18 protein-coding genes are annotated in these 22,028 nt (G+C 46.2%); 16 read left to right on the forward strand and 2 right to left on the reverse strand.

What is annotated here, in order from left to right:
• Positions 1 to 65 precede the first annotated feature (65 nt).
• The 7 genes from ACWB0I_RS10970 to ACWB0I_RS11000 all read left to right on the forward strand — a co-directional run bounded on the left by ACWB0I_RS10970 (position 66) and on the right by ACWB0I_RS11000 (position 7,638).
• Positions 66 to 263: a hypothetical protein gene (locus tag ACWB0I_RS10970; RefSeq protein WP_479388106.1), complete on the forward strand. Its 198-nt coding sequence runs from the start codon at positions 66 to 68 to the stop codon at positions 261 to 263.
• Positions 264 to 607: 344 nt separating this feature from the next.
• Positions 608 to 4,078: a DNA polymerase III subunit alpha gene (locus tag ACWB0I_RS10975; protein WP_479388107.1), complete on the forward strand. Its 3,471-nt coding sequence runs from the start codon at positions 608 to 610 to the stop codon at positions 4,076 to 4,078.
• On the forward strand, positions 4,075 to 4,515 hold the full coding sequence (gene dtd, locus ACWB0I_RS10980) for a D-aminoacyl-tRNA deacylase (RefSeq protein WP_479388108.1): 441 nt from the start codon (positions 4,075 to 4,077) through the stop codon (positions 4,513 to 4,515). The genes ACWB0I_RS10975 and dtd overlap by 4 nt, the downstream gene beginning before the upstream one ends.
• A 61-nt stretch (positions 4,516 to 4,576) precedes the next feature.
• Positions 4,577 to 5,347 (forward strand): PASTA domain-containing protein, encoded by a 771-nt coding sequence (locus tag ACWB0I_RS10985; RefSeq protein WP_479388109.1) that lies wholly within the window; start codon positions 4,577 to 4,579, stop codon positions 5,345 to 5,347.
• Positions 5,348 to 5,349: 2 nt separating this feature from the next.
• The gene (gene rpe / locus ACWB0I_RS10990; RefSeq protein WP_479388110.1) at positions 5,350 to 6,021 is read left to right on the forward strand and encodes a ribulose-phosphate 3-epimerase; all 672 of its coding nucleotides are present in this window, start codon (positions 5,350 to 5,352) and stop codon (positions 6,019 to 6,021) included.
• Positions 6,018 to 6,596 carry a diacylglycerol/polyprenol kinase family protein gene (locus ACWB0I_RS10995; RefSeq protein WP_479388111.1) on the forward strand — a complete coding sequence of 193 codons (579 nt, stop codon included), beginning with the start codon at positions 6,018 to 6,020 and terminating at the stop codon, positions 6,594 to 6,596. The genes rpe and ACWB0I_RS10995 overlap by 4 nt, the downstream gene beginning before the upstream one ends.
• A 55-nt stretch (positions 6,597 to 6,651) precedes the next feature.
• Positions 6,652 to 7,638: a PorV/PorQ family protein gene (locus ACWB0I_RS11000; protein ID WP_479388112.1), complete on the forward strand. Its 987-nt coding sequence runs from the start codon at positions 6,652 to 6,654 to the stop codon at positions 7,636 to 7,638.
• Here the strand turns inward: ACWB0I_RS11000 and ACWB0I_RS11005 are convergent.
• Both ACWB0I_RS11005 and ACWB0I_RS11010 read right to left on the reverse strand, forming a co-directional pair.
• Positions 7,615 to 8,886, reverse strand: a complete 1,272-nt coding sequence (locus tag ACWB0I_RS11005) for a tetratricopeptide repeat protein (RefSeq protein ID WP_479388113.1) — start codon at positions 8,884 to 8,886, stop codon at positions 7,615 to 7,617. The two genes, ACWB0I_RS11000 and ACWB0I_RS11005, sit on opposite strands and share 24 nt — an antisense overlap.
• A 13-nt stretch (positions 8,887 to 8,899) precedes the next feature.
• On the reverse strand, positions 8,900 to 10,564 hold the full coding sequence (locus ACWB0I_RS11010; protein WP_479388114.1) for an NFACT RNA binding domain-containing protein: 1,665 nt from the start codon (positions 10,562 to 10,564) through the stop codon (positions 8,900 to 8,902).
• 318 nt (positions 10,565 to 10,882) lie between these two features.
• On the opposite strand from ACWB0I_RS11010, the gene ACWB0I_RS11015 reads away from it, so the two are divergent.
• From ACWB0I_RS11015 to ACWB0I_RS11055, 9 genes are all read left to right on the forward strand, one after another.
• Positions 10,883 to 11,758 carry a YicC/YloC family endoribonuclease gene (locus ACWB0I_RS11015; protein ID WP_479388115.1) on the forward strand — a complete coding sequence of 292 codons (876 nt, stop codon included), beginning with the start codon at positions 10,883 to 10,885 and terminating at the stop codon, positions 11,756 to 11,758.
• 9 nt (positions 11,759 to 11,767) lie between these two features.
• The gene (gene gmk / locus ACWB0I_RS11020; RefSeq protein WP_479388116.1) at positions 11,768 to 12,328 is read left to right on the forward strand and encodes a guanylate kinase; all 561 of its coding nucleotides are present in this window, start codon (positions 11,768 to 11,770) and stop codon (positions 12,326 to 12,328) included.
• Positions 12,300 to 13,388, forward strand: coding sequence for a phosphopantothenoylcysteine decarboxylase domain-containing protein (locus ACWB0I_RS11025; protein WP_479388117.1), 1,089 nt, complete (start codon positions 12,300 to 12,302; stop codon positions 13,386 to 13,388). Before gmk ends, ACWB0I_RS11025 begins: the two co-directional genes overlap by 29 nt.
• Complete coding sequence (locus ACWB0I_RS11030) at positions 13,385 to 14,137, forward strand: uracil-DNA glycosylase (protein WP_479388118.1); 753 nt, start codon at positions 13,385 to 13,387, stop codon at positions 14,135 to 14,137. The genes ACWB0I_RS11025 and ACWB0I_RS11030 overlap by 4 nt, the downstream gene beginning before the upstream one ends.
• Before the next feature lie 601 nt (positions 14,138 to 14,738).
• A complete protein-coding gene (gene dnaB, locus ACWB0I_RS11035) occupies positions 14,739 to 16,166 on the forward strand; it encodes a replicative DNA helicase (RefSeq protein ID WP_479388119.1) in 1,428 nt (475 codons plus the stop codon).
• 6 nt (positions 16,167 to 16,172) lie between these two features.
• Positions 16,173 to 18,374 carry a RelA/SpoT family protein gene (locus tag ACWB0I_RS11040; RefSeq protein WP_479388120.1) on the forward strand — a complete coding sequence of 734 codons (2,202 nt, stop codon included), beginning with the start codon at positions 16,173 to 16,175 and terminating at the stop codon, positions 18,372 to 18,374.
• A gap of 931 nt (positions 18,375 to 19,305) precedes the next feature.
• Positions 19,306 to 19,986 (forward strand): NADPH-dependent F420 reductase, encoded by a 681-nt coding sequence (locus ACWB0I_RS11045; protein ID WP_479388121.1) that lies wholly within the window; start codon positions 19,306 to 19,308, stop codon positions 19,984 to 19,986.
• Positions 19,987 to 20,254: 268 nt separating this feature from the next.
• Positions 20,255 to 21,034: an aldo/keto reductase gene (locus ACWB0I_RS11050; RefSeq protein WP_479388123.1), complete on the forward strand. Its 780-nt coding sequence runs from the start codon at positions 20,255 to 20,257 to the stop codon at positions 21,032 to 21,034.
• Between the two features lie 185 nt (positions 21,035 to 21,219).
• Positions 21,220 to 22,028: NmrA family NAD(P)-binding protein (locus ACWB0I_RS11055; RefSeq protein WP_479388122.1), on the forward strand; the 809-nt coding region annotated here is incomplete at its 3' end.

Consider the following 22,028-nt stretch of genomic DNA (forward strand, 5'->3'; position numbering starts at 1 on the left):
TTCAGACGTAACTCGAGCTTCAGCTCGAGACTTTTATAAGGTCGAAAGACAATCAGTGAGGCTTCGTGCCATGCGTCATTCCAAATCCCGATCCTCGGGGACATTCCAGTCTGGCAGGCGCAGCCGGACAGGCCCGTCTGGCCGTTGAAGCCGGACAGGCCCGCCAGTCTGGCAAGGCGCAGCCTGACAGGTCTGGCCACCGGACAGGCCCGTCTGGCAGCACCAGCCTGACAGGCCCGCCAGTCTGGCAAGGCGGAGCCTGACGGGGCTGGCCAGCCGGACAGGTTTATCCGGCCGAAGGACGGGCCATTCAACAATTCAACAATTCAACCAATCAACAATTCAACGGTTTTACTTCCACACACAGCACAAAAATTTTCGCATCCCGCTGTGGCGGGATTAGTCTATTCCCATTCATTTTTCAAAAATGGAACAAGAGACTATGTTGCAAGGGCTTCCCTGAGCCATCAAAATATTGGGCCGTTCTTGATATTCGTGCCTATATTCTTTTGCAATGATTGTATCAAAAATGTAAATTAATATTTTGTTGGCGCTTTTAGTAAATCATTAAAAAACAATACATAATAAAGGAAGGGGTGTTAAACTTTTGTCATTTGTTCATTTACACAATCACACACACTTTTCCCTTTTAGATGGGGCGGCCAAAATAAAAGAGATGGTGCGCAGAGCCGCTGAACTTAAAATGGAAGCCCTGGCCATCACCGATCATGGCAATCTCTTTGGCGTATTGGAATTTTACACCGAAGCCAAAGCGGCCGGCATTAAACCGATCATTGGCATGGAAGCGTACGTGGCTCCCAGGGACCATACCTTGAGGAAGCAAGTGGCAGGAGAAAGCACTTCTTACCATCTAGTCTTGCTGGCTAAAAATCATACCGGCTTTAGGAATCTGTTAAAATTGTCTTCCATTGCCTATCTGGAAGGGATGTATTACAAACCGCGGATCGATAAACAGCTTTTGCGACAGTATTCGGAAGGTTTGATCGCCACTTCAGCCTGTATGAAAGGGGAGATCGCTTACAAATTAAGACAGGGCGAACGCGAAAAAGCCATAAAGTTAATCGAAGAATATCAGGATATTTTTGGGGATGATTTTTATCTGGAAATTCAAAACCATTACATCCCGGACGAAGCGCAGGTCTATCCCAAAATTTACCAGTTGGCCCAGGAGATGGGCGTGCCGGTCATTGCCACCAACGATAATCACTACCTGCGCAAAGGGGATCATGAGGCGCACGACATTTTGCTCTGTTTGCAAACCGGAAAAGACCGCGATGACCCGAATCGCATGCGTTATGGTACCGAAGAACTCTACCTCAAATCGGCCGATGAGATGTTCCAGGTATTCAGGGAAACACCTGAAGTTTTGGAACGAACCCTGGAGATCAGCGAAAAAATCGATTTCGAAATTGAATTTGACCGCCGACTTTTACCCAAATTTCCAATTCCCAAATCGGAAGGGAACATCGATGCCGATGAATATTTGCGGCGTCTGACTTACCGTGGAGCCGAAAAACGCTACCCACGCATGGATGACAGAGTAAAACAGCGCATCGACTATGAATTAGGCGTCATCAAGCAAATGGGCTTTGCCGGGTACTTTTTGATTGTCCAGGATTTCATCCGCGCAGCGCGTGAACGGGACATCCCAGTGGGCTTGGGACGTGGTTCAGCTGCCGGAAGCATTGTGGCCTATTGCCTGGGTATTACCCAGGTGGATCCTTTACGTTACGATTTGTTATTTGAGCGATTCTTAAATCCTGAGCGTGTTTCCATGCCCGATATTGACGTGGATTTTTGCATGGAACGCCGCGATGAAGTGATTGAATACGTGCGCGAAAAATACGGGCGGAAAAATGTAGCCCAGATCATCACCTTTGGAACCATGGCTTCGCGGAATGTCATTCGGGATGTTTCCCGCGTGTTGAAAATTCCGATCTCTCAGGCTGATAAAATAGCCAAATTAGTACCCAGCGGGGCAAAACCCATGCCTCTGGAAAAGGCCTTCAATGAAGTACCGGAGTTAAAAGAGCTGACGCAAAGTGATGATCCAAAAATCCAGCAACTGGTGAAATATTCCAAAACGTTGGAAGGCATTGCGCGCCACACTTCGGTTCATGCTGCCGGCATCATTATTACTCCGGACGATTTGACTAACTACGTTCCATTGTACAAAACGCCCGATGGCGAAGTAACCACACAATGGACCATGGGCTGGAGCGAAAAGGTCGGTTTGCTGAAAATGGATTTTTTGGGACTGCGCAACCTGACCGTGATTAAAAAAACCGAAGACCTGGTGAGTAAGCGTCTGGGGAAAAAATTTAAAGTCAGCGAAGTGCCCTTGGATGATCCGCAGACCTTTAAACTGTTTAGCGAAGGCAAGACCATCGGCGTGTTCCAGTTTGAAAGCTCGGGCATGCAGGAATATTTGCGCAAACTGCAACCCTCGCGCGTGGAAGACCTCATTGCCATGAACGCACTTTACCGGCCGGGGCCCATGTCCATGATTGATGATTTTATTAAACGCAAGAAAAATCCTTCGTTGATTACCTATTTGCATCCCAAGCTGGAGCCGATTTTGAAAGAGACTTACGGCATCATCGTTTATCAGGAACAGGTCATGCGCATTGCCGCAGAGCTGGCGGGCTTTTCTCTGGCTCAATCGGATGTGATGCGCAAGGCCATGGCCAAGAAAAAACCAGAAGAGATGAAAAGACAAAAAGAGCGGTTTATTGCCGGCTGCATCAAAAACAATATCGACCAAAAAGTTGCCATGCAAATAGCCGACTTAATTGAGAATTTCGCCTCTTATGGCTTCAATAAATCGCATGCTGCGGCCTACGCCTTAATTGCTTATCAGACGGCCTATTTAAAAGCCCATTTTCCTGCGGAGTACATGGCTGCCAACCTATCCAGCGAAATCGGTAACAGCGATCGGGTGATGATTTTAATGGAAGAGTGCCGAAATCTGGGTATTAAAATTAAGCCCCCAGACATCAACTACAGTGAGGCCCATTTTGAGCCCTTAAGCGAAAATGAAATTGCTTTTGGCCTGGGAGCCATTAAAAATGTTGGCAGTGCAGCTATTGCTTCGATAGTTGAAGCCCGAAAAAAGCATGGGCCTTTTAAAACCATCTTTGATTTTTTGCAACATGTCGATTTGCGTTCGGTCAACAAAAAAGTGCTCGAAAGTCTAATTCAGGCCGGGGCCATGGATTCTCTGGAAGGTAATCGCGCCCAGCTTTTTAATGTGATTGAAAAAGCGATCGATTTTGCTCAAAGCCTGCAAAGTCAAAAGCAAAAAAACAAACATCAAAGAAGTCTATTTGATCTGCCCGAAATGGAAGAGGACAATCTGATTGCCTATCCGCCTCTGCCAGATCTGCCGGATTGGACGCTGCAGGAGAAACTGAGAAATGAGAAAGAACTCCTCGGCTTCTACTTCTCCGGACATCCTCTGGAACCCTACCGCACTATCATTGCGCTCTATTGTACGGATGTAAATAGAGTGCGCAAGCATGTGGATAACGGTGGCAGCCCACCGCAATTTTTTTACATTGGCGGGCAGATTGTTGACCTGCGCACCATCATGGACAGAAAAAATCAGAAAATGGCTTTTGTTAAAATCGAAGATTTTAACAATATCTATGAAGTGGTTGTGTTCGGTTCCATGTTTCCCCAGTTTGAAGCCCTCTTGCAACCCAACAACGTGGTGTGCATTAAAGGCCGTCTAAACTCCGACCTGAATGAAAACATGGTCAAGTTTATTGGCGAAAATATCTGGCCTATTCAAAATGTGCCGGAATTGATGACCCGAACGCTGACCATCAGGATCGATCCCGATGAACTAAGCGATGAGCTCATTTACAAACTAAAGCTCAGCTTAACCGCCTCTTTGGGCAAAACACGTGTTTTCTTCGAAATACCTTCAGAAAATGGCAGGCCCTATCGTTTAATTTCCAACAAGATCAAAATGCAGGTCACGCGCAATGTGCTCACCCAGTTAGAAGAAGCGATTGGGCTCGAACATGTTAAAGTAGAGGTTGCTGAAATATGAAAGTGGTTGTCCAACGGGTCAAAAAGGCCAGCGTTACAGTGGATGGTCGGCTGGTGGGCCAGATTGGCCGTGGATTGTTGCTGCTCATAGGAGTGGCTCAGGAAGACACGGAAGAAGATGTGGCTTTTGTGGCGGACAAGTGCGTCCATTTGCGCATTTTTGAGGATGACCAGGGCAAGATGAATCGCTCCTTGCTGGAAACCGGAGGTGAAATTCTGGCCATCTCTCAGTTTACTTTGCTCGGCGATACACGGAAGGGGCGACGTCCCAGCTTCATCCAGGCAGCTCCTCCAGAAAAAGGTGAAGCTCTGTATCAAACATTTATTGAACGATTACGCAGCCATGGAGTAAAAGTAGAAACCGGCATTTTTGGTGCTATGATGGATGTGGATTTTCTAAATTACGGGCCTGTTACTCTGATTGTAGAAAGTAAATAAAAATTGCTGGCAATCACTACAATTTGTAAAATAATTTCTTGAATAAAAATGGAATTGTAACATGAATTCTGAATTCAGGCAAAAGGTGTTCGGCCTTAAACTGACAAAGTTCTTGATGGCCTTTGTTGTATTTGTGTTAATTGTTCTGTTATTTGACAAGGTAATCATGCCCTGGTACGTTCGTCTTGGTGAAGAATACGAATTACCGGATGTAGTTTCGCTGAAGGTAGAAGAGGCGCGCAAAGTACTTCAGGAGAAGGGATTTGGCGTTGTTATTGCCGATTCGGTTTATGATGAAAATTTTGGGCCCGGCACCGTAGTCGAACAAAATCCGGCGGCTTTTAGCAAAGTAAAAAAAGGACGGCACGTCTATCTTACGGTGAGTATCGGCGAAAAGCCCATTACCATGCCCAATCTGTTCTTTAAATCGCCCCGCGAAGCAGAATTGATTTTAAAAGCCAATGGCTTAAAATTGGGTAACCTGTATTACGAATACTCAGACCTGGCTCTGGAAAATGTAGTCATCGGTCAATCCTTTCCCCAGGGACAGCCCATTAAAAAGGGGACGCGAATTGATCTGACCATTAGCCTGGGACCCTTTCCACAGAAGAAGCTAATGCCGGATCTGGTGGGGAAGAGTTTGAATTTAGCCAAACGCCAGTTGCAATTGTTAGGCGTGCAGAATGTGGAGATTGAATATGAGACACGCGACGATGTTTTACCGGAGACGATTTTAAAGCAGAACGTTAAAGCCGGTACGCCCATCGAAGAAGTCAATGCGGTTAAACTGGTTGTTAGTAAATTGCCCATGCATCAAAACAGCGAGGAGTAGTTGTGCCTTTTTTAGCCCCTTCCATTTTGTCGGCCGATGTTTTGCAATTAAAAAAGCAGATTGAAATCGTTGAAAAACACGGCGCTGATCTGATCCATGTGGATGTGATGGATGGCCATTTTGTGCCCAATATGACCTTTGGCCCGATGATGGTAAAGGCCGTTAAAAGAGTGAGCCAGCTGCCTGTTGATGTGCATTTGATGGTTACGGAGCCCATGCACTTTGTGGAATGGTTTGCCGCCGCCGGAGCCGATTATTTAACCATTCATCAGGAAGCCTGCTGGCATCTGGATCGGGCGGTTAATCGTATTAAGGATTTGGGCTGTAAAGCGGGCATTGCCATCAATCCGGCCACGCCGGTGAGTACGGTTCAGCATCTGTTGAAAAAACTGGATCTGGTGCTGATCATGAGCGTCAATCCTGGCTTTGGCGGCCAAAAATTCATTCCTTACACGCTGGAAAAAATAGAACAATTAGCAGCGCTGCGCGAGCAATTAAAGGCCGATTTTCTGATTGAAGTCGATGGGGGCATCGATGAACAGACTGCTCAGTCCGTGCTGGATGCCGGCGCGGATGTTCTGGTGGCCGGCAGTTCCATTTTTGAGCAGGAGTTTATTGAACGGGCCACGCTGAGTCTTAAAGAGATAATCTGGGAAAAGGGGAGGGAAGTGTGAGCCAAACTCTTCCCTTAGTGGCTTTACTGCGCAGAAAAGCAATCCATCTGGCTACAGCCATCATTCCTTTGTTTTACTATGTTTCGCATAATGCTCTACTTGTAAAATGGCTTGTGGCGATTTTAGCCGCAGGCTTTTTAACCGCAGATATTTTGCGACTAAAATTTCCCCTTGTCAGAAAAATTTTTTTGAATATATTTGAAGAGATGCTGAAAAAGGCGGAAGCCAAAAAGTCCTTAACCGGGGCGACCATGTTGTTTATTGGAATGACAGCTACCGTTTTTTTGTTTAAAGAACGACAGGCGGTTCCAGCTTTGCTCTTTGTTTGCCTGGCCGATCCGCTGGCTGGCATAGTCGGGCAGCTGTACGGCAAAAATAAATTCTGGGAGAAGAGTCTGGAGGGCAGCGCAGCCTTTTACTTAACGGCCTCGGCCATTATTCTGATTTTTACGCACTACAGCTGGTGGGGCCTAGTAGTGGCGTTGATCATTACGTTGCTGGAGTTGATGCCCATGAATTTGGACGATAATCTGATGATCCCTGTGGCGACCGCCTTTTTATTGGGCCTGGGCTAATGTACAATTTGCAGAATTGGATGGAATTTTTAAACATGTGTTGATTGGGGTAAAAATGCGCTCTACCTTAAAAAATAGCATAGTCATCGGATTGATTTTACTCGGCTTACAATCCACCCATGCCGGAGGCGTTAAAAAATATGCCGGGGAATTTCTGGCTATTGGCGGAGGTAGCCGATTCACAGCTATGGGGGGAGCCGGGCTGGCCATGGTTAATGATGTGTCGGCCGGGTACTGGAATCCCGCGGGTTTGAGTAACGCTTCTGGGTTTCAGGTTCTCTTTACCCACGGCAAACAATTCATCAGCAGCATTCAGCACGATTTTCTGGCCCTTTCGCATCCCTTGAATGAAAAAACAACCATTGGTCTGTCGCTGGTCTATTTTACGGTGAATGGAATTAAGGACAGTCGCCAGGCTTTTAATGAGGCAGACAATAAGGTCGATTATTCAAAGGTTCGTACCTTCAACACCGGCGATTACAGTGTATTCCTTTCTGTGGCCCAGAAGCGCACTGAACGATTACGCATGGGGTTAAATGTCAAAATGATCTATCGTGATTTTCATGTGGAAAATGCCCTGGGTCTGGGATTTGATCTGGGCCTGCAATATGATCTCTGGAAAAATCTTAAAGTTGGCGCTCTGGTTCGGGACGTAACCTCAACCATGATTGCCTGGAGCACCAATGAAAAGGAATTTATTGCTCCCTCCCTGCGCCTGGGAGCCAGTTATGTCATGCACTGGCCGGCTGTCGGAGTTTCGGTTCAACCCTCTGTGGATTTACAATTCTTGCTTGAGGGCCGCGATTATGCCTCGCAAGTTAATATGGGCCCCTTAAGTGTGGATTCTTTCTGGGGGCTGGAAGTAGGCTACAAACAGTTAATACGCATGCGCGCCGGTATGGATGATTTACAGCGCTTTAACACGGGTATCGGCTTTACCATTCCCAAAGTCTCTTTTGACTACGCCTTTACCAATTACGCTTCCGAATTAGGAAACGTACACCGCATTTCCGTTCAACTATTTCTTAATCGTTTGTTTTAGGAGTAATTTGCACTTTTCGGTGTAGGGATTTTCGGGGAAGCTTTTCTTCAACCGATTACAGATGTCTGTGGCCCGCGCCCGATCCTTTAAAAATTTGCTGTAAATCCTGGCAGCGCGGTAAAGATAATAGGGCGTGCGCTCATTAACCGGCAGCTGCGAAGCTAACAATATGTAGCTGCGTGCCGCAAATTCATACTTTTTAAACTTCCTTTCCAGAACATTGGCCATAGAATCAATTAAAGACACCACCAGAGAATCTTCCGGATGCTGATTCAGATTGAGGCCGATCAGTGTAACGGCTTCTTCGTAGCGTTCTTTTTTGAAGAGCAATAGAGTCAAACGCTTAAACGCCTGGGCATGCAAAGGATGATCGGGAAAGGCGTCCAGGAAGAGGCGGTAATTGTCAATGGCTGCGTCCAAAGAATCTAAGCCTTTTTCGTACAGATCCGCCAGATAAAATTGCGCCAGGGCGCTGTGGGCATCGGCAGGGAAGTGGTTGATTAACTGAATGAATCCGTCGCGGGCTTCTTCCATTCTTTTCAACGCCCGGTATGAGATCAGAGCGCTCTCGAACAGCGCCGCAGGAGCCAAAGAAGATTGAGGAAACAGACTCTGCAGTTTCCGGAAGTGGCCATAGGCCAAACGGAATTTTCCCAGCCGTTTTTGCAATTGCCCCTTCCAGTACAATAGTAAATCTTGCGAGTAAGGCATTGCCGAGCAACTTGCTTCAAAAAGAGTCAGGTCGGCCAACAGAGCTTCATCAAAACAGGAGAGATTGAGGCTGAAAATAAAGTTGTAGATATTAAAAAGACCTTCCACTTCGCTTTCGAAGAAATGCGTATGTTCAAGGTAAGCCTGCAGGTCCTCCTGACAATCAACCAGGCACAGCAGCGATCTTTGGACCACCAGTTCTTTAAGCCGTTGTTGCGCCTCTCCGGCCAGCGTACCTGAGGGGTAGAGTACCACGATTTTTAAATATTGGATCAAAGCGCGGGCCGTCTGCTTTTTGTTCTGTAACAGATTGCCGTACATCCAGAGGATTTGATCGTTCTGTTTGTAAAAAGGATTCTGTTTTAAAAAGTGCTGGATTTGGCCAAGAAGAAATTCATCAAACTGGTGATCCTGGTTTTCAAAAAACATCTGTTGCAAAAAAGTCAATTGCGCCCCTGCCTGATCTTCCTCCTGTGCTTTGAGGGGCTGAAAAGAGAAAAGTAAAACGGCGAAAAAAACGTAAAGCACTCTGAACATGATACCCTTCCTGTTAATTAAGGTTCATGGGAGAAACAAACACCACCTTTTCGTTTTGAATCCTGACGCTGCCCGGTGGGGCTTTACGCATTCGGCTGACGTAGCGTACCTGTGTGTATTGTACCGGTACGGTTGTTGAATGAGCCGCTTTACTGTGTGCGGCGGCTATTCTGGCGGCCTGCTCAATCACGCGTTCCGGCGGTGTCTGGTTACGGTTTGGTACGCGAATGATGACGTGTGCCCCGGGCACGCCCTGTGCATGTAACCAGATGTCCCACTTGTGAGCAAACGAAAAGGTCAATAAGTCGTTCGTTGGACCGTCCTTGCCAATGTAAACATCCCATCTTCCGTCAAGAATCAATCGCTTAAAGGCATATTTTAAAGCCTCGCCGGTACGCTCCTTTTTGGCAAAAGACTCATCCTGAATCAAGTGCATGGCGCTTAATTGCTTGCTAAAAGCCTTTAAACGCTGCAGTGTCTTTATTTGTTCTAAGTGCTGCAGCATCTGGTGCATTTCAGCCATCTCTTTCTGATAGGTGTCCAGTTTAATCTGCAATACCTGCCGGTCGTGTTTGATGTTTTTGAACTTGTTAAAATATTGCTGGGCATTGGCTACCACCGATTTCGACGGATTTAATTTTATTGTAACCGGCTCCTGCGCCTCGGAAAAAATATTACTTAAGGTCACTTCTTTAACGCCCGCTGGAATTGTGTTCTTAAAGGTCAACAGTAGATTGCCTTTTAATTCCGCTTCAGCCTTGCGTCTGCCTAGATCGGCATTCTGTTGAATGCGCCGCACGGAACGTTCCAGAAATTTAAGACGCTTTTGTAATGCCGAGCGGCATAGAGTTTGGAGTTTAACGAATTCCTGACGTACGCGTTTTTCGTAATAAAAGGCATCGAGCGCGCGATTGACGGAATCAAATTCTTTGACCTCTAAATCAGACTCCAGGTGCTTGAGAGGCATCAAGGCTATTTTTTGTACATGATAGGTTTGAGGCTCAAAGTAAAGATAGGCCCGGCGAGCGTTTAGTTCGCGTCCCAATTGAAGCAGATGAGTGGACAGGGTCCGTTCTTGATCGTCGGTTAATTCCTGCACCTTTTCGCGGCCGCTGAAGCCCGTACGGTAAAGGAGCTCATCGACCATAGTTTTGCTTAAGGCCGCAAAATGGCTTTTTACAAATTGTCGTAGATTGTTGTTTGGCGTCTGGTTTAGCCGATTAAGCACTAAATCCTGATCGATGCGCCGCAAGTCAAGCCCGGATTCTTTTTCGGTCAAAAGAGCCGGGTAATTGTTTTTCCCTTTGAAAACATCGATCAGTTTGTCATGGGAAAAGAGAAAAACGTTGTTGTGCGGAGGATAAAAAATGGCTTCAATGCGAAAGTTTTTCAGTTCCAGAATCAAATGCTTGTCAAAATTAAAAAGCGTGATTTGTTCAACGCGTTGTCCCTTAAGCGATTCAAACAGCGCCAGTTGCGGCTGTTTAATCTGTTTTTTCTCTCTTAATAAAAGGTAAGGTTCGTTGACTGAAATTCCCAACAGTAAAAATGTTTGGTTGCTCAATTCGATGACCAGCTCGTCTTTACGATAGGTGAACAGGTCAACGATGAGCTGACCTGCAATGGAAGGTCTGATCTCCTGCAGCAATTGGGCAAAAAGGTAGTAATTTTTGAACATCAAGCGTTTTGCTTTTAATGGATAAACACGCTAAATTATTGAATTATTATTTCACCAATTTTCCTGGTGAAAATTAATAATTCTGAATTTAAACATAAAAGTATTGCGGAGCAAAGCAAGTTTATTTTAGAATATTTCTTGCATGAGGTAGGGTACGAAAATTTTTATGCCATTCTAAGGGGATGGTTAAAGGTTTAAGGGGCGATGTGATGTTTTAGCTGCCAATTTCTGCCCGGCACGGGCGCTCTACCTCCAGGACTCAACTTGCCGTTTCGCAGCAGAGGCAACCATAGTTCGAACCAAATTAAAGGAATAAACATGCGAAGTATGACCGGCTACGGAAAGGCGCTGGAGAGTAATGAACATTTCACGGTTTCCGTAGAAATTAAGAGTGTGAACAATCGTTTTCTGGATGTGATGGTGCGTTTGCCCAAAGAATTGAGTTCAGAAGAGAGCCATATCAGAGAATTCCTTAAGGATAAAGTGGTTCGGGGTAAAATCTCCGTTTACGTCAATGTGGAGCAAAATCAGCAGAGCGCAACAGAACTGTTCATTGACTGGGCGGCTGCTGAAAAAAGGGTTCAAATGTTACAGGCCCTCAAAGAGAAGTTTGCCCTCAACGATGAGGTTAAACTGAAGCACCTGCTTCTGTTCCCCGATCTTTTTAATCTGGATCTGGCTGCGCTGGTGGAGGAACAAATTCGGCCGCTGATCCTGAAAGCCTTACAAAAGGCTACCGAAGAATTTTTGCGCATGCGCGAACAGGAAGGCGCGCATCTGCTAACCGATGTACAAAAACGGTTAAGCAAGATTGATCAGCTGGTTGCAGAAATCACAAAGATAGCTCCCAATAACGTGCAATCCGAGTTTGAACGCCTTTACAAAAACGTCAAAAATCTTATTGAGGAACAGGCCATTGATGCTGCGCGCATGGAACAGGAACTGGCTATTCTTTCGGACAGAGTGGATATTACAGAGGAGTGTGTCCGCTTAAAGAGTCACATTGAGCTGTTCAATCAAGCACTCGAAAAACAGGAGGACATTGGTAAACGCCTGAACTTTATTTTACAGGAAATGCATCGTGAAGCGAACACCATTAATTCCAAAACCACGATGCTGGAGATTTCGCACAAAGTGATTGCTATTAAGGAAGAGATCGAAAAATTAAGAGAGCAGGTACAGAACATTGAATAGGAAACAGCAATGAAATTTAAATCCCCTTACATTGTGTTCTCGGCCCCGTCAGGAGGGGGCAAAACAACGATTGTAAAGATTTTGAACCGTCGGCATCCGGAGACCATTATTTCTGTTTCGGCTACGACTCGACCCAAACGACCCAATGAACAGGATGGGGTGGATTACTACTTTTTAAATAAAGAAACCTTCGAAAAATACATTGCCCAGGGTAAATTTCTGGAATATGAAGAGGTGCATGGCAACTATTATGGCACTCTGAAAGAGGTGGTAGATCAGCACATTGCCCGCGGAAAAGTGGTTTTATTTGACATCGACGTGAATGGCGCGTTGTCCATCAAAAAACATTATCCTCAGGCTATTTTAATCTTTTTAAAGCCACCGTCAGAAGAGGCTTTAGTAGAACGTTTGAAAAAGCGCAAGACAGAAAGCGAAGCATCCATCCAAAAAAGGCTGGCCCGCCTGCCTTATGAGTATGAGCAGGCTAAAAAATTTGATTATGTGATCGTCAATGACGATCTTGAACAAACCATTCAGGAAATTGAAAAGCGTATTATCGTTGATGAATAACCTTAATATTTTGCTTAAGCAATTTAAAGATTGGCAACTTCTTTTGTCCCTTCCGGCTATTCAAGCTTTGCTGGAGCAGGGTTGGGAAGTCCATGTTAGCGAATCGGGTAATGCGCTGCCATCGGTGTTGCAACAATTAGCGCCACAAATTCACTGGCACAAAGCTGCTCCTGAACAGGGAAGTCATTGGCTGGAAATACGTCCTTTTGAATTGGGCCAACAGATGCCAGAGGCAGCCAAGACGCTTCTTTTGCCATTTATTGCGGAAAAAGAGCTGGAAGCCTATGAGCGCCTGAACAAAAAAGGGCTCTGGTTGCCCCTTGCTGCTCATTCCTATCTGGGCTACCGAACGGTGGATGTGCCTTCTTTGATCGATTTTGTGCGCTACCTGACCCATCCTCATCCCTTACTGGGTAAACGGGTGCTTGTCACCGGGGGGCCAACAGCCGAAGACATTGATCCGGTTCGATTTATCACCAACCGCTCTTCCGGTAAAATGGGCCTGGCTTTGGCTCGGGCCGCTTTTATTTGCGGTGCGCAGGTCCATTTCATTTTAGGGGCCAGCCAGCTACCAGTGCCCCCCTATCTGCATTGCCTGAAGGTGCGTTCGGCTGAAGAGATGGCGCAGGCTGTTTTCCGATATTTCGACCAGGTTGATTTTTATTTTGGAGCGGCTGCCGTGGCCGATTTTAAACCGCGACGCATTAGTCGGGGAAAAATCAAAAAAAACGCTAAAGATCAGCAACTGGTTTTAGAATTAAGCAGAACCATAGATATTCTGGCCGCTTTAAATGAGCGAAAGCAAAAGCAGAAATTGATCGGTTTTTCTGTGGAAACTGAAAATGAGATTGAACATTCCCGCCAAAAACTTTTGCGTAAAGGGCTGGATTGCATTATCATAAACAATCCAAAACACCAGGGAGCGGCTTTTGGTCAGGAGACCAATAAAATCGCCATCCTGACCAGAGATGGCCGGCTGCTGGACTGGCCGTTGATGAACAAGCTGGAGCTAAGTTTAAAAATTATGCGTTTTGTAAGCGAGATGGATGAAAAAGCATGAATGAAAAAGAACTGTTAGACCATATTGAACAATTTTTCAAGTGGTATCAGCAGGTTTATGATAAGCAGTTGTACCTCAATCAGCCATTAAGACCGGTGTCGCCCCAAAAATCAGTGGCGCAACAACCAGCTAAAGGCAGACCGGTCCAGCGCCATTTTTCCAAAGGCCTTAGCTACAAACAGACCAGCCCCGAATTGCAGGCTTTCTACGAACAAATAAAAGATTGTCAAAAGTGTGCCTTACACAAAACGCGCAAAAATTTTGTCTTCGGCTATGGCAATGCTCAGGCCGAGGTCATGTTTGTCGGCGAGGCGCCGGGCCGCGAAGAAGATGAACAGGGCCTGCCTTTTGTGGGCGCCTCCGGCAGACTTTTAGACAAGATGTTTGCCGCCATCGGCCTGAAAAGGGAAGACGTTTACATCGCCAATGTCATTAAATGCCGCCCCCCGGGCAATAGAAATCCAAAACCGGAAGAAATTGCCCAGTGTGAACCGTATTTAATCAAACAAATTCAATTGATTCAGCCCAAATTGCTTGTGGCTCTGGGCCTTTTTGCGGCCAACACCTTGCTACAAAGCCAACATCCACTCAGTGTGTTGCGCAATGGCAACCATGAATATCAGGGTATTCCTCTGGTGGTAACCTATCATCCTTCGGCTTTGTTACGCAGACCAACTTTAAAGCAGGAAGCCTGGCAAGATTTTAAGAAAATTCGGCGTTTTTTAAAGTCGTTGCACAGCAATTCGTAAAAGGCAAGAGACGCCATTTTTTATAGGCAAACCGAGTTCAGCTCCAACAAAACCATTTTTGCAGGCACCACCAAAATCCCTCTCCTGGGAGGGGTTGGGGGTGGGTTTCCTTCAAGGACAAAAGAAAAAGGAAAAATGAAAAAAGAAGCAAGATTAAAGATGAAAGATTAAAGATTAAAAGGGTGAGAGGCATTAGGCGGTTTGTGAGGTATTGACCCACTCCTTAGTCCCCTCCGGAGGAGGGGAGACTCAGGCTTCACCGGTGGGATGTTTACCGCTAAAAATGATAAGCTGTGCAAAGTTGAGGCGCTGGGGGGACACTATGCCAGGCAAAGCGTTCCACTAACCGCACAGCCCTAATAAAAACCTTTTCGAAAGGATTTAATCACCTACAGAGAGCGCAAAGAAGATGCAGTGGCAACAAAGACATAATTGAAAACAACATCATCGGTTGTCAGCCTGTTGCTAAAAGTAAAAAAGATAGAGTGTCTCTGAAGAATGATGAAAAAATTTCTTGACGTCTTGTAATTTTTTGTTTATCCTTAAATCATTCAATCACGAGCAGAAATATGAAAAACGGTTAAAACGGACGAGGTGAAAATTGAAGGAGAGTGAGAGTAAAAGTAAATTACAAAGCCGCGCCGAAGAGCTAACCGCTCTGGAAACGGTACGAGTTATGCCCCACAACATAGAGGTAGAACAGGCGGTCTTGGGCGCCATGTTCCTGGATCATGATGCGGTAAACCTGGCCGTGGAGAATTTGCAACCCGATTATTTTTACAAAACCAGCCACCAATACATCTTTAAGGCCATGGTTAAAATTTTTGAGCAGGACGCAGAGATTGAATTGCTGAGCGTGGCGGATGTTTTGCAACAATGGGGTAAGTTAGAAGAGGTGGGCGGTCATGTTTATCTGGCGGAAATCATGAACAGCACGCCGACCTCGGCCAATATTCAGTACCATATTGAAATCGTTAAGAATAAAGCCCTAACACGCTTGCTGATAAAAACCTGTAACCTCATAATTGATAAAGCCTATTCTGAAGAGCAAGAGATTGACAAATTGCTGGATTTTGCCGAACACAATGTTTTTGAAATATCTGAGAAGCGGCTGAAAAAAGGTTTTGATCCCATCAGACCTATTGTGGAACGAACCTTTGAACGGATTGATAACCTGTACAAATCCAGCAAAGCAGGGGTTACCGGCGTACCTTCCGGATATGAGAAATTGGATCAGTTAACGGCCGGTTTGCAGCCCTCAGACCTGGTCATTTTAGCCGGCCGGCCCAGTATGGGGAAAACCGCCTTTGCCTTAAACATTGCCCGTAATGCAGCCATTGACCATGGCCTTCCGGTTGGTATTTTTAGTCTGGAGATGTCTGCTGATTCGCTGGCCATGCGACTGTTGTGTACAGAAGCCAAAGTGAACATCATGAGTGTGCGTACTGGGAAGTTTGCCAGTGATGAAATGGAACGTTTAACGCATTACTCAGAAAAATTAATGTCGGCGCCCATCTTCATTGATGATACCCCAGTGATGAACGTGCTTGAACTCAGAGCCAAGGCCAGGCGTTTAAAAGCTGAACACAATGTGCAATTGTTGGTCATTGACTATTTGCAATTGATGGAGGGGAAAGGCGATAATCGACAGCAGGAAATTACACACATTTCCCGTTCACTCAAGGCGATTGCCAAAGAACTGGACGTGCCGGTGTTGGCGCTTTCCCAGCTGTCGCGTGCCGTTGAAACGCGTGACAAATCCAGAAAACCACAGCTTTCCGATTTACGTGAATCGGGTTCCATTGAACAGGATGCGGATGTGGTGATGTTTGTTTACCGTCCCGAATACTACGGCATCATGGAATTTGAAGATACCGGCGAGTCCACGCATAATAAGTGTGAGATCATTATCGGAAAACAGAGAAACGGTCCCACCGGCACGGTGCGTTTAACATTTTTAAAAGAGTATGGAAAATTTGCTGACCCCGATGTTTTACACGAGGGTACGCTACCCATACCAGAATTTTAGAATTCTATGAACGACAAAACATTACTGGAGAAACTAAGGAAAACCTACGACCCTCAGGTTGAGGAGTTGATTAAAGACGTCCAGGCCTATGATTCGGATGCTGATACCGAACAACTACGTCTGGCTTACCACATTGCCCTGGAAGCGCACCTCCGCCAGCGACGTCAATCCGGAGAGCCCTATTTTGAACATTGTTTACAGGTGGCCCGCATTTTAGTCGATTTACACATGGACGCGCCCACCATTGTTGCCTCTCTATTGCACGACACGGTTGAAGATACTGATGTTTCGCTGAATTTTTTAGAAGAAAAATTTGGCCAGCGGATTGCCCGCCTGGTTGATGGAGTAACTAAAATCGGCGGTTTACGTTTTCAGAGTAAGGAGATGCGCCAGGCCGAAACCTTCCGTAAAATGCTGCTCTCCATGGTCGATGATATTCGTGTGATTATCATAAAATTTGCCGACCGTTTACACAACATGCGTACCCTGGATTCTGTTCCAGATGCAAAGAAGGAGCGCATTGCACTGGAAACGCGGGATGTGTACGCTCCATTAGCCCACCGCCTGGGTATTGCCCGTATTAAAACGGAATTGGAAGACCTATCGTTAAAATACCTCGATCCAAAAGCCTACAAAGAGATCCGGCGCAAGGTGAGGGCTACCAAAAAGGAGCGTGAGTATTACATTCAGCGCGTTAAAGAACCTATCGAAAAGGAGCTGAAGGCGCACAATATCGAAGCGCGTATTTTAGGGCGCCCTAAATCCTTTTTCAGTATTTACACTAAAATGCAAAAACGCAACAAACCCTTCGAGGAAATTTACGATCTGTTTGCCATCCGCATCATTGTTAAACGGGTGGAAGAGTGTTACTATGTGCTGGGAATTGTTCACAGTCTGTTCATGCCCATCTCCGATCGCTTTAAAGATTATATTGCCACCCCTAAAATTAACGGCTACCAGTCTTTGCACACGACCATCATCGGTCCCGACGGTAAGATGGTTGAGATCCAGATTCGTACAGAAGAAATGCACTTCATGGCCGAAGATGGTGTGGCTGCTCACTGGCGCTACAAACACGGTATTCTGGAACGAACGCGATTTGATGACCGTCTGAACTGGATTAAAGAACTGCTGGAGCGACAGATTGCCAATACAGATCCTGGCGATTTTCTGGAAGATTTAAAGATCGATCTCTTTCAGGACGAGGTCTTTGTCTTTTCGCCCCGTGGCGATTTGTTCAAGCTGCCCCGCGGCTCCACTCCGGTCGATTTTGCCTATGCCGTACACACCAGTGTGGGCAATCATTGTATTGCCGCTAAAATTAACGGTAAAATTGTGCCCCTTAAAACAGAGTTAAAAAGTGGGCAGCAGGTCGAAATTATTACCTCGCAAAATCAAAAACCGAATCAGGATTGGCTCTCCTTTGTCAAAACCAGTAAGGCTCGCCATTGTATTCGCAAAGTTTTGCGCGAAGAGCAACAGGCTCAGACCTTAAAAATGGGCGAAGAGATTTTGACACGATTTCTGAAAAAATACAAGCTGTCGGAAGATTCCATTGAAGTAAAGGAAGTGTTGCCTAAAATCGGCTTTCAGAATATCGAGAGCCTGAAGATTGCCATCGGTCGCGGGGAATTCGTCATCGAAAATCTGGAGCGCAAGCTCTTTCCCGAACAACCTCCAAAACCCAAAAAAGAGAGTATTTTCGTAAAATTTCTCAAGCGCGCTCGCGGCGATTCCGGTATTAAAGTGCATGGCATGGACAACATGTTGATCAATTTTGCCCGTTGCTGCCAACCGGTCCCCGGCGATCGCATTATTGGTTATTTAACCAGAGGCCGGGGCATTACAATCCACCGTACGGATTGCAAAAATATGCTCGAACTCTATAAAGAAAAGGAGCGAATCATCGAAGTCGAATGGGATACCGGCAGTGAAAAACGATTTCAGGTTCAACTTTCCATTATTGGCGAGGACAGAAAAAATTTACTGAAAGACATCACCACCTGCATTGCCAAACAGGACATCAACATCTTTAATGCCAGCTTCCACGTCGAAGATATGTACGCCAAAGGCTTACTCGATATTGAAGTGCAAAATTTACAGCATCTGACCAAAATCATTAATGCCATTCGTAAAATCAGCGGAGTGTTTTCCGTTGAACGCGTTGAAGATATTTCGCCTTCCGTGGAGACCGAATCCAGTCAATAAGCGCCATCTTTTAAAAGGCCATCTTTGAATTTTGAAACTTGTAAAACAGCTAAGGCAGCGAAGCCACAACCAAAAAATTTCTTTAAAAAATGACAGGCCGGTGCCCAGCAACCATTTAACGCTTACACTCATATACTTTTAACTTTACTCCTCCAACAGCAGAAATCATTTCACAAATTAGACCTCACCCCCTCGGTCCCCCTCTCCAAAAATAAAAATCTGGGAGAGGGGGAAGGCTGGTGTGGGAAGTTTTCTCATTTGTATTGGAAATACCATTCACGAACAATGGAAATTTGGGATGTCAGCCGGTTGGAGCGCATCGGAAATCCCGATTCTCTGTGACGGGACATTAAACCATTCAACAATTCAACAATTAAACGGTTTTACTCCCTCACATAGCATAAAAATTTTCGCATCCCGCCACAGCGGGATGCGAAAATTCTTGTGCTGCATTCTTACTAAGCTTTCCCAAAAGTTAAAGTAGATGAACATTTAAAAATCAAAATTTACATTGTAAAGATTATAACTCCCCCTTCCCTTTTTTAAAGGGGACAGGGCCGGGGGGATGGATTTTAAAACAAAAGCTCGCCATAAATGCTTCGCCCGTACAAAGTCGCGGACTGAAGCACGATTTACATTGCTCTTTCGAATGGTCTGCCAATGTAAGGGATTCTCAGAATGACATGCCGGCACGGTTCCTCACCTCCTGGGCATAAGTTGCCCCTTCGCAAATTAATTCGTAATTCGTAATTTTTAATTTAAAAATACTTCCCTGTGCCCTCTGTGGTTGTTTAAATCCCCAAGGAAGTTTTTTGGTTGCGGCTTTACTGCCTTAGATTTATTTTATTCAATATTGATTAGCTTCTGAAAGAACTATTTTTTTTCGTGAATATAGTTGTATGCACAAGCAAATACACAAAGGAGGTTTATCATGAAAATTGGAATCTTAGGTACCGGCGGCGTGGGCAGAACCCTGGCTGCAAAACTCGTTGAAGATGGGAACGAGGTGATGATCGGCACGCGCGACGTGGCGGATACTCTGGCGCGCAGCAAACCGGATGCGGCCGGCAATCTTCCTTTTAACAAATGGCTGACCGAAAATCCGGCTGTAAAATTGGAGAGCTTTGCAGACGCAGCTGCATTTGGCGAAGTGGTTTTCATCACCACTGCGGGGCTTGCGGCACTGCATGCCATTGATCTTGCCGGGAAAGAAAACTTTAGCGGTAAAATCGTAGTGGATGTCACCAATCCTCTGGATGCCTCCGAAGACATGCCGCCCAAATTTGCCGTCACCCTGGGAAATTCCCTCGGTGAACAGATTCAGCACCACATACCGGAGGCCAGAGTGGTAAAGGCCTTCAATACCATCAGCGCGCACATTATGGTAAACCCGGCGCCCGAAGAGGGCGTGCCGGACTTGCTGATTGCCGGCAACAATTCTGAGGCCAAAAAGTGGGTAGACGATCTGGCGCTGTCCTGGGGCTGGAATTCCACTGTGGACCTGGGCGGCATTGAAAACGCCTATTGGCTGGAAGCATTAGCCATGTTGTGGATTGTGTATGGATTTAACAACAATAGCTGGAATCATGCGTTTAAGTTTCTGAGAAAGTAAACAGACCAGTTGCTTTAGCCGTGGATTTACGCAGACTGAACACGGATACAAAAATAGGTTTTGAAAAAGTAAAGTATTGAGTTGAAAATTATTTTAAAAAAATCTGTATTTCATCAGCGCTCATTTGTGGCTTTTAATTTTGACCACGGATGTACATGGATTGAATATGGATAAGATGGAAGGCATTGAGCCCCAGTCTTATTCTCAGTAAGGAAATATTTTGATTCGTCAATCAACATATACGCTGAACAACAGCGTTAAAATCCCTATGGTTGGTCTGAGTGTGTTTCAAAATCCGGCTGGTGAAACCACTCGCAACGCTGTGCGTTATGTCCTGCAAGCCGGGTATCGCCATATTGATACCGCCAAAATATACGGCAACGAGCAGGATGTGGGCAAGGCCATCGCCGACAGCGGAATCCCCCGCGAGGAAATCTTCGTTACCACCAAACTGTGGAATGACGACCAGGGATACGATAACACCCTGCGGGCAATCGACGAGAGTCTTGCCAAATTGGGTATGGATTACGTTGACCTGTACCTGATGCACTGGCCGGTGCCGGAGCTGCGTCTGGAATCGTGGAAAGCAATGGAACAGGCATACCGGGACGGCAAAGCCCTGGCAATCGGCGTGAGCAATTTCATGCGGCGCCATGTGGCGGAATTGCTGGATCATTGCCAGATCATCCCGGTCATCAACCAGATAGAGCTTTCGCCTTATAATTACCTGTATCGTAAAGATACCATCGACTTCTGCCTGGAACATGACATCGAAATCGAAGCTTACAGTCCATTGACCAAAGGGCGCAAGTTAGATGATCCCAATCTGTTAGAGATAGCGAAAAAATACTGCAAGACCCCGGCACAGATCCTCATCCGCTGGGCCCTGGAACACGAATTTGTCGTGATCCCCAAATCGACAAAAAAAGAACGCATCATCAAGAACTTCTCGGTGTTCGATTTTTCCATCTCCAAAAAGGACATGGAATTTTTAAATGGATTAAATGAAAACCTGATCACCGGTTGGGACCCCACCGATGCACCCTGATAGGAGAAAAAGTGTTTATAATTTGCCACAGATACACATGGATTGAATACGGATACAAAAATTAGTTTAGAAAAGGATTGAGTTGAAATTTATTTGAAAAAAATCCGCGTTTCATCCCCCAACGAGGCAGGCGCGTTCATCCGTGGCTAAACAAATCATTCAACACATAGAAAAGGAGAATCATTATGTATGTAATCACTGGAGCAACAGGGAATACCGGTAAACCGATCACCCTTGCTTTGCTGGAAGCCGGCAAAAGCGTGCGCATCATCAGCCGCGATCCCGCTAAAGCCAAAGAACTGACCGACCAAGGCGCCGAACTTTTTGTGGGCGATACCAGCAATGTGGAATTATTAAAGCAGGCCTTTGACGGCGCCACCGCGGTGTATGCCATGATCCCCATCGACTGGCAGACCGACGATTACACCGCCCATCAGCTGAAACATGCAGAGGCCATCGCCCGGGCGCTGGAATACGATAAGGTGCCCTATGTGGTATCGCTTAGCAGTCAGGGCGCGCACCTGGAGAGCGGTTCTGGCGTGGTGCTGGGACTGCACAAAATGGAAAAGGTCTTCGACGCCATTCCCGGTTTGAACACCTTGCATTTGCGCCCTACCTATTTCATGGAAAACACTCTGGGCATGATCGACCTGATCAAACAGGCGGGGATTATGGGCTCTCCAGTGCGGGCGGATTTGCGCTTTCCGGTGATTGCCACCCGGGACATTGCCGAATACGCCACCAAGCGCCTGCTGGCGCTGGATTTTTCCGGCCACAATGTGCAGGACCTGTTAGGCGCCCGGGATGTAACCTACCCGGAGATGGCCAAAGTGTACGGCGCGGCCATCGACAAGCCGGATTTGCAGTATGTGGAATTCCCCTACGATGATTTCCGCAAGGCCATGGTGGAGCAAATGGGCAGCAGCGAGAGCGTGGCGGATAACATGATCGAGTTTATCAAAGCCATGAACATCGGTAAGGTTTTTGAGAACGC

Source organism: Caldithrix sp., from assembly GCF_056497305.1.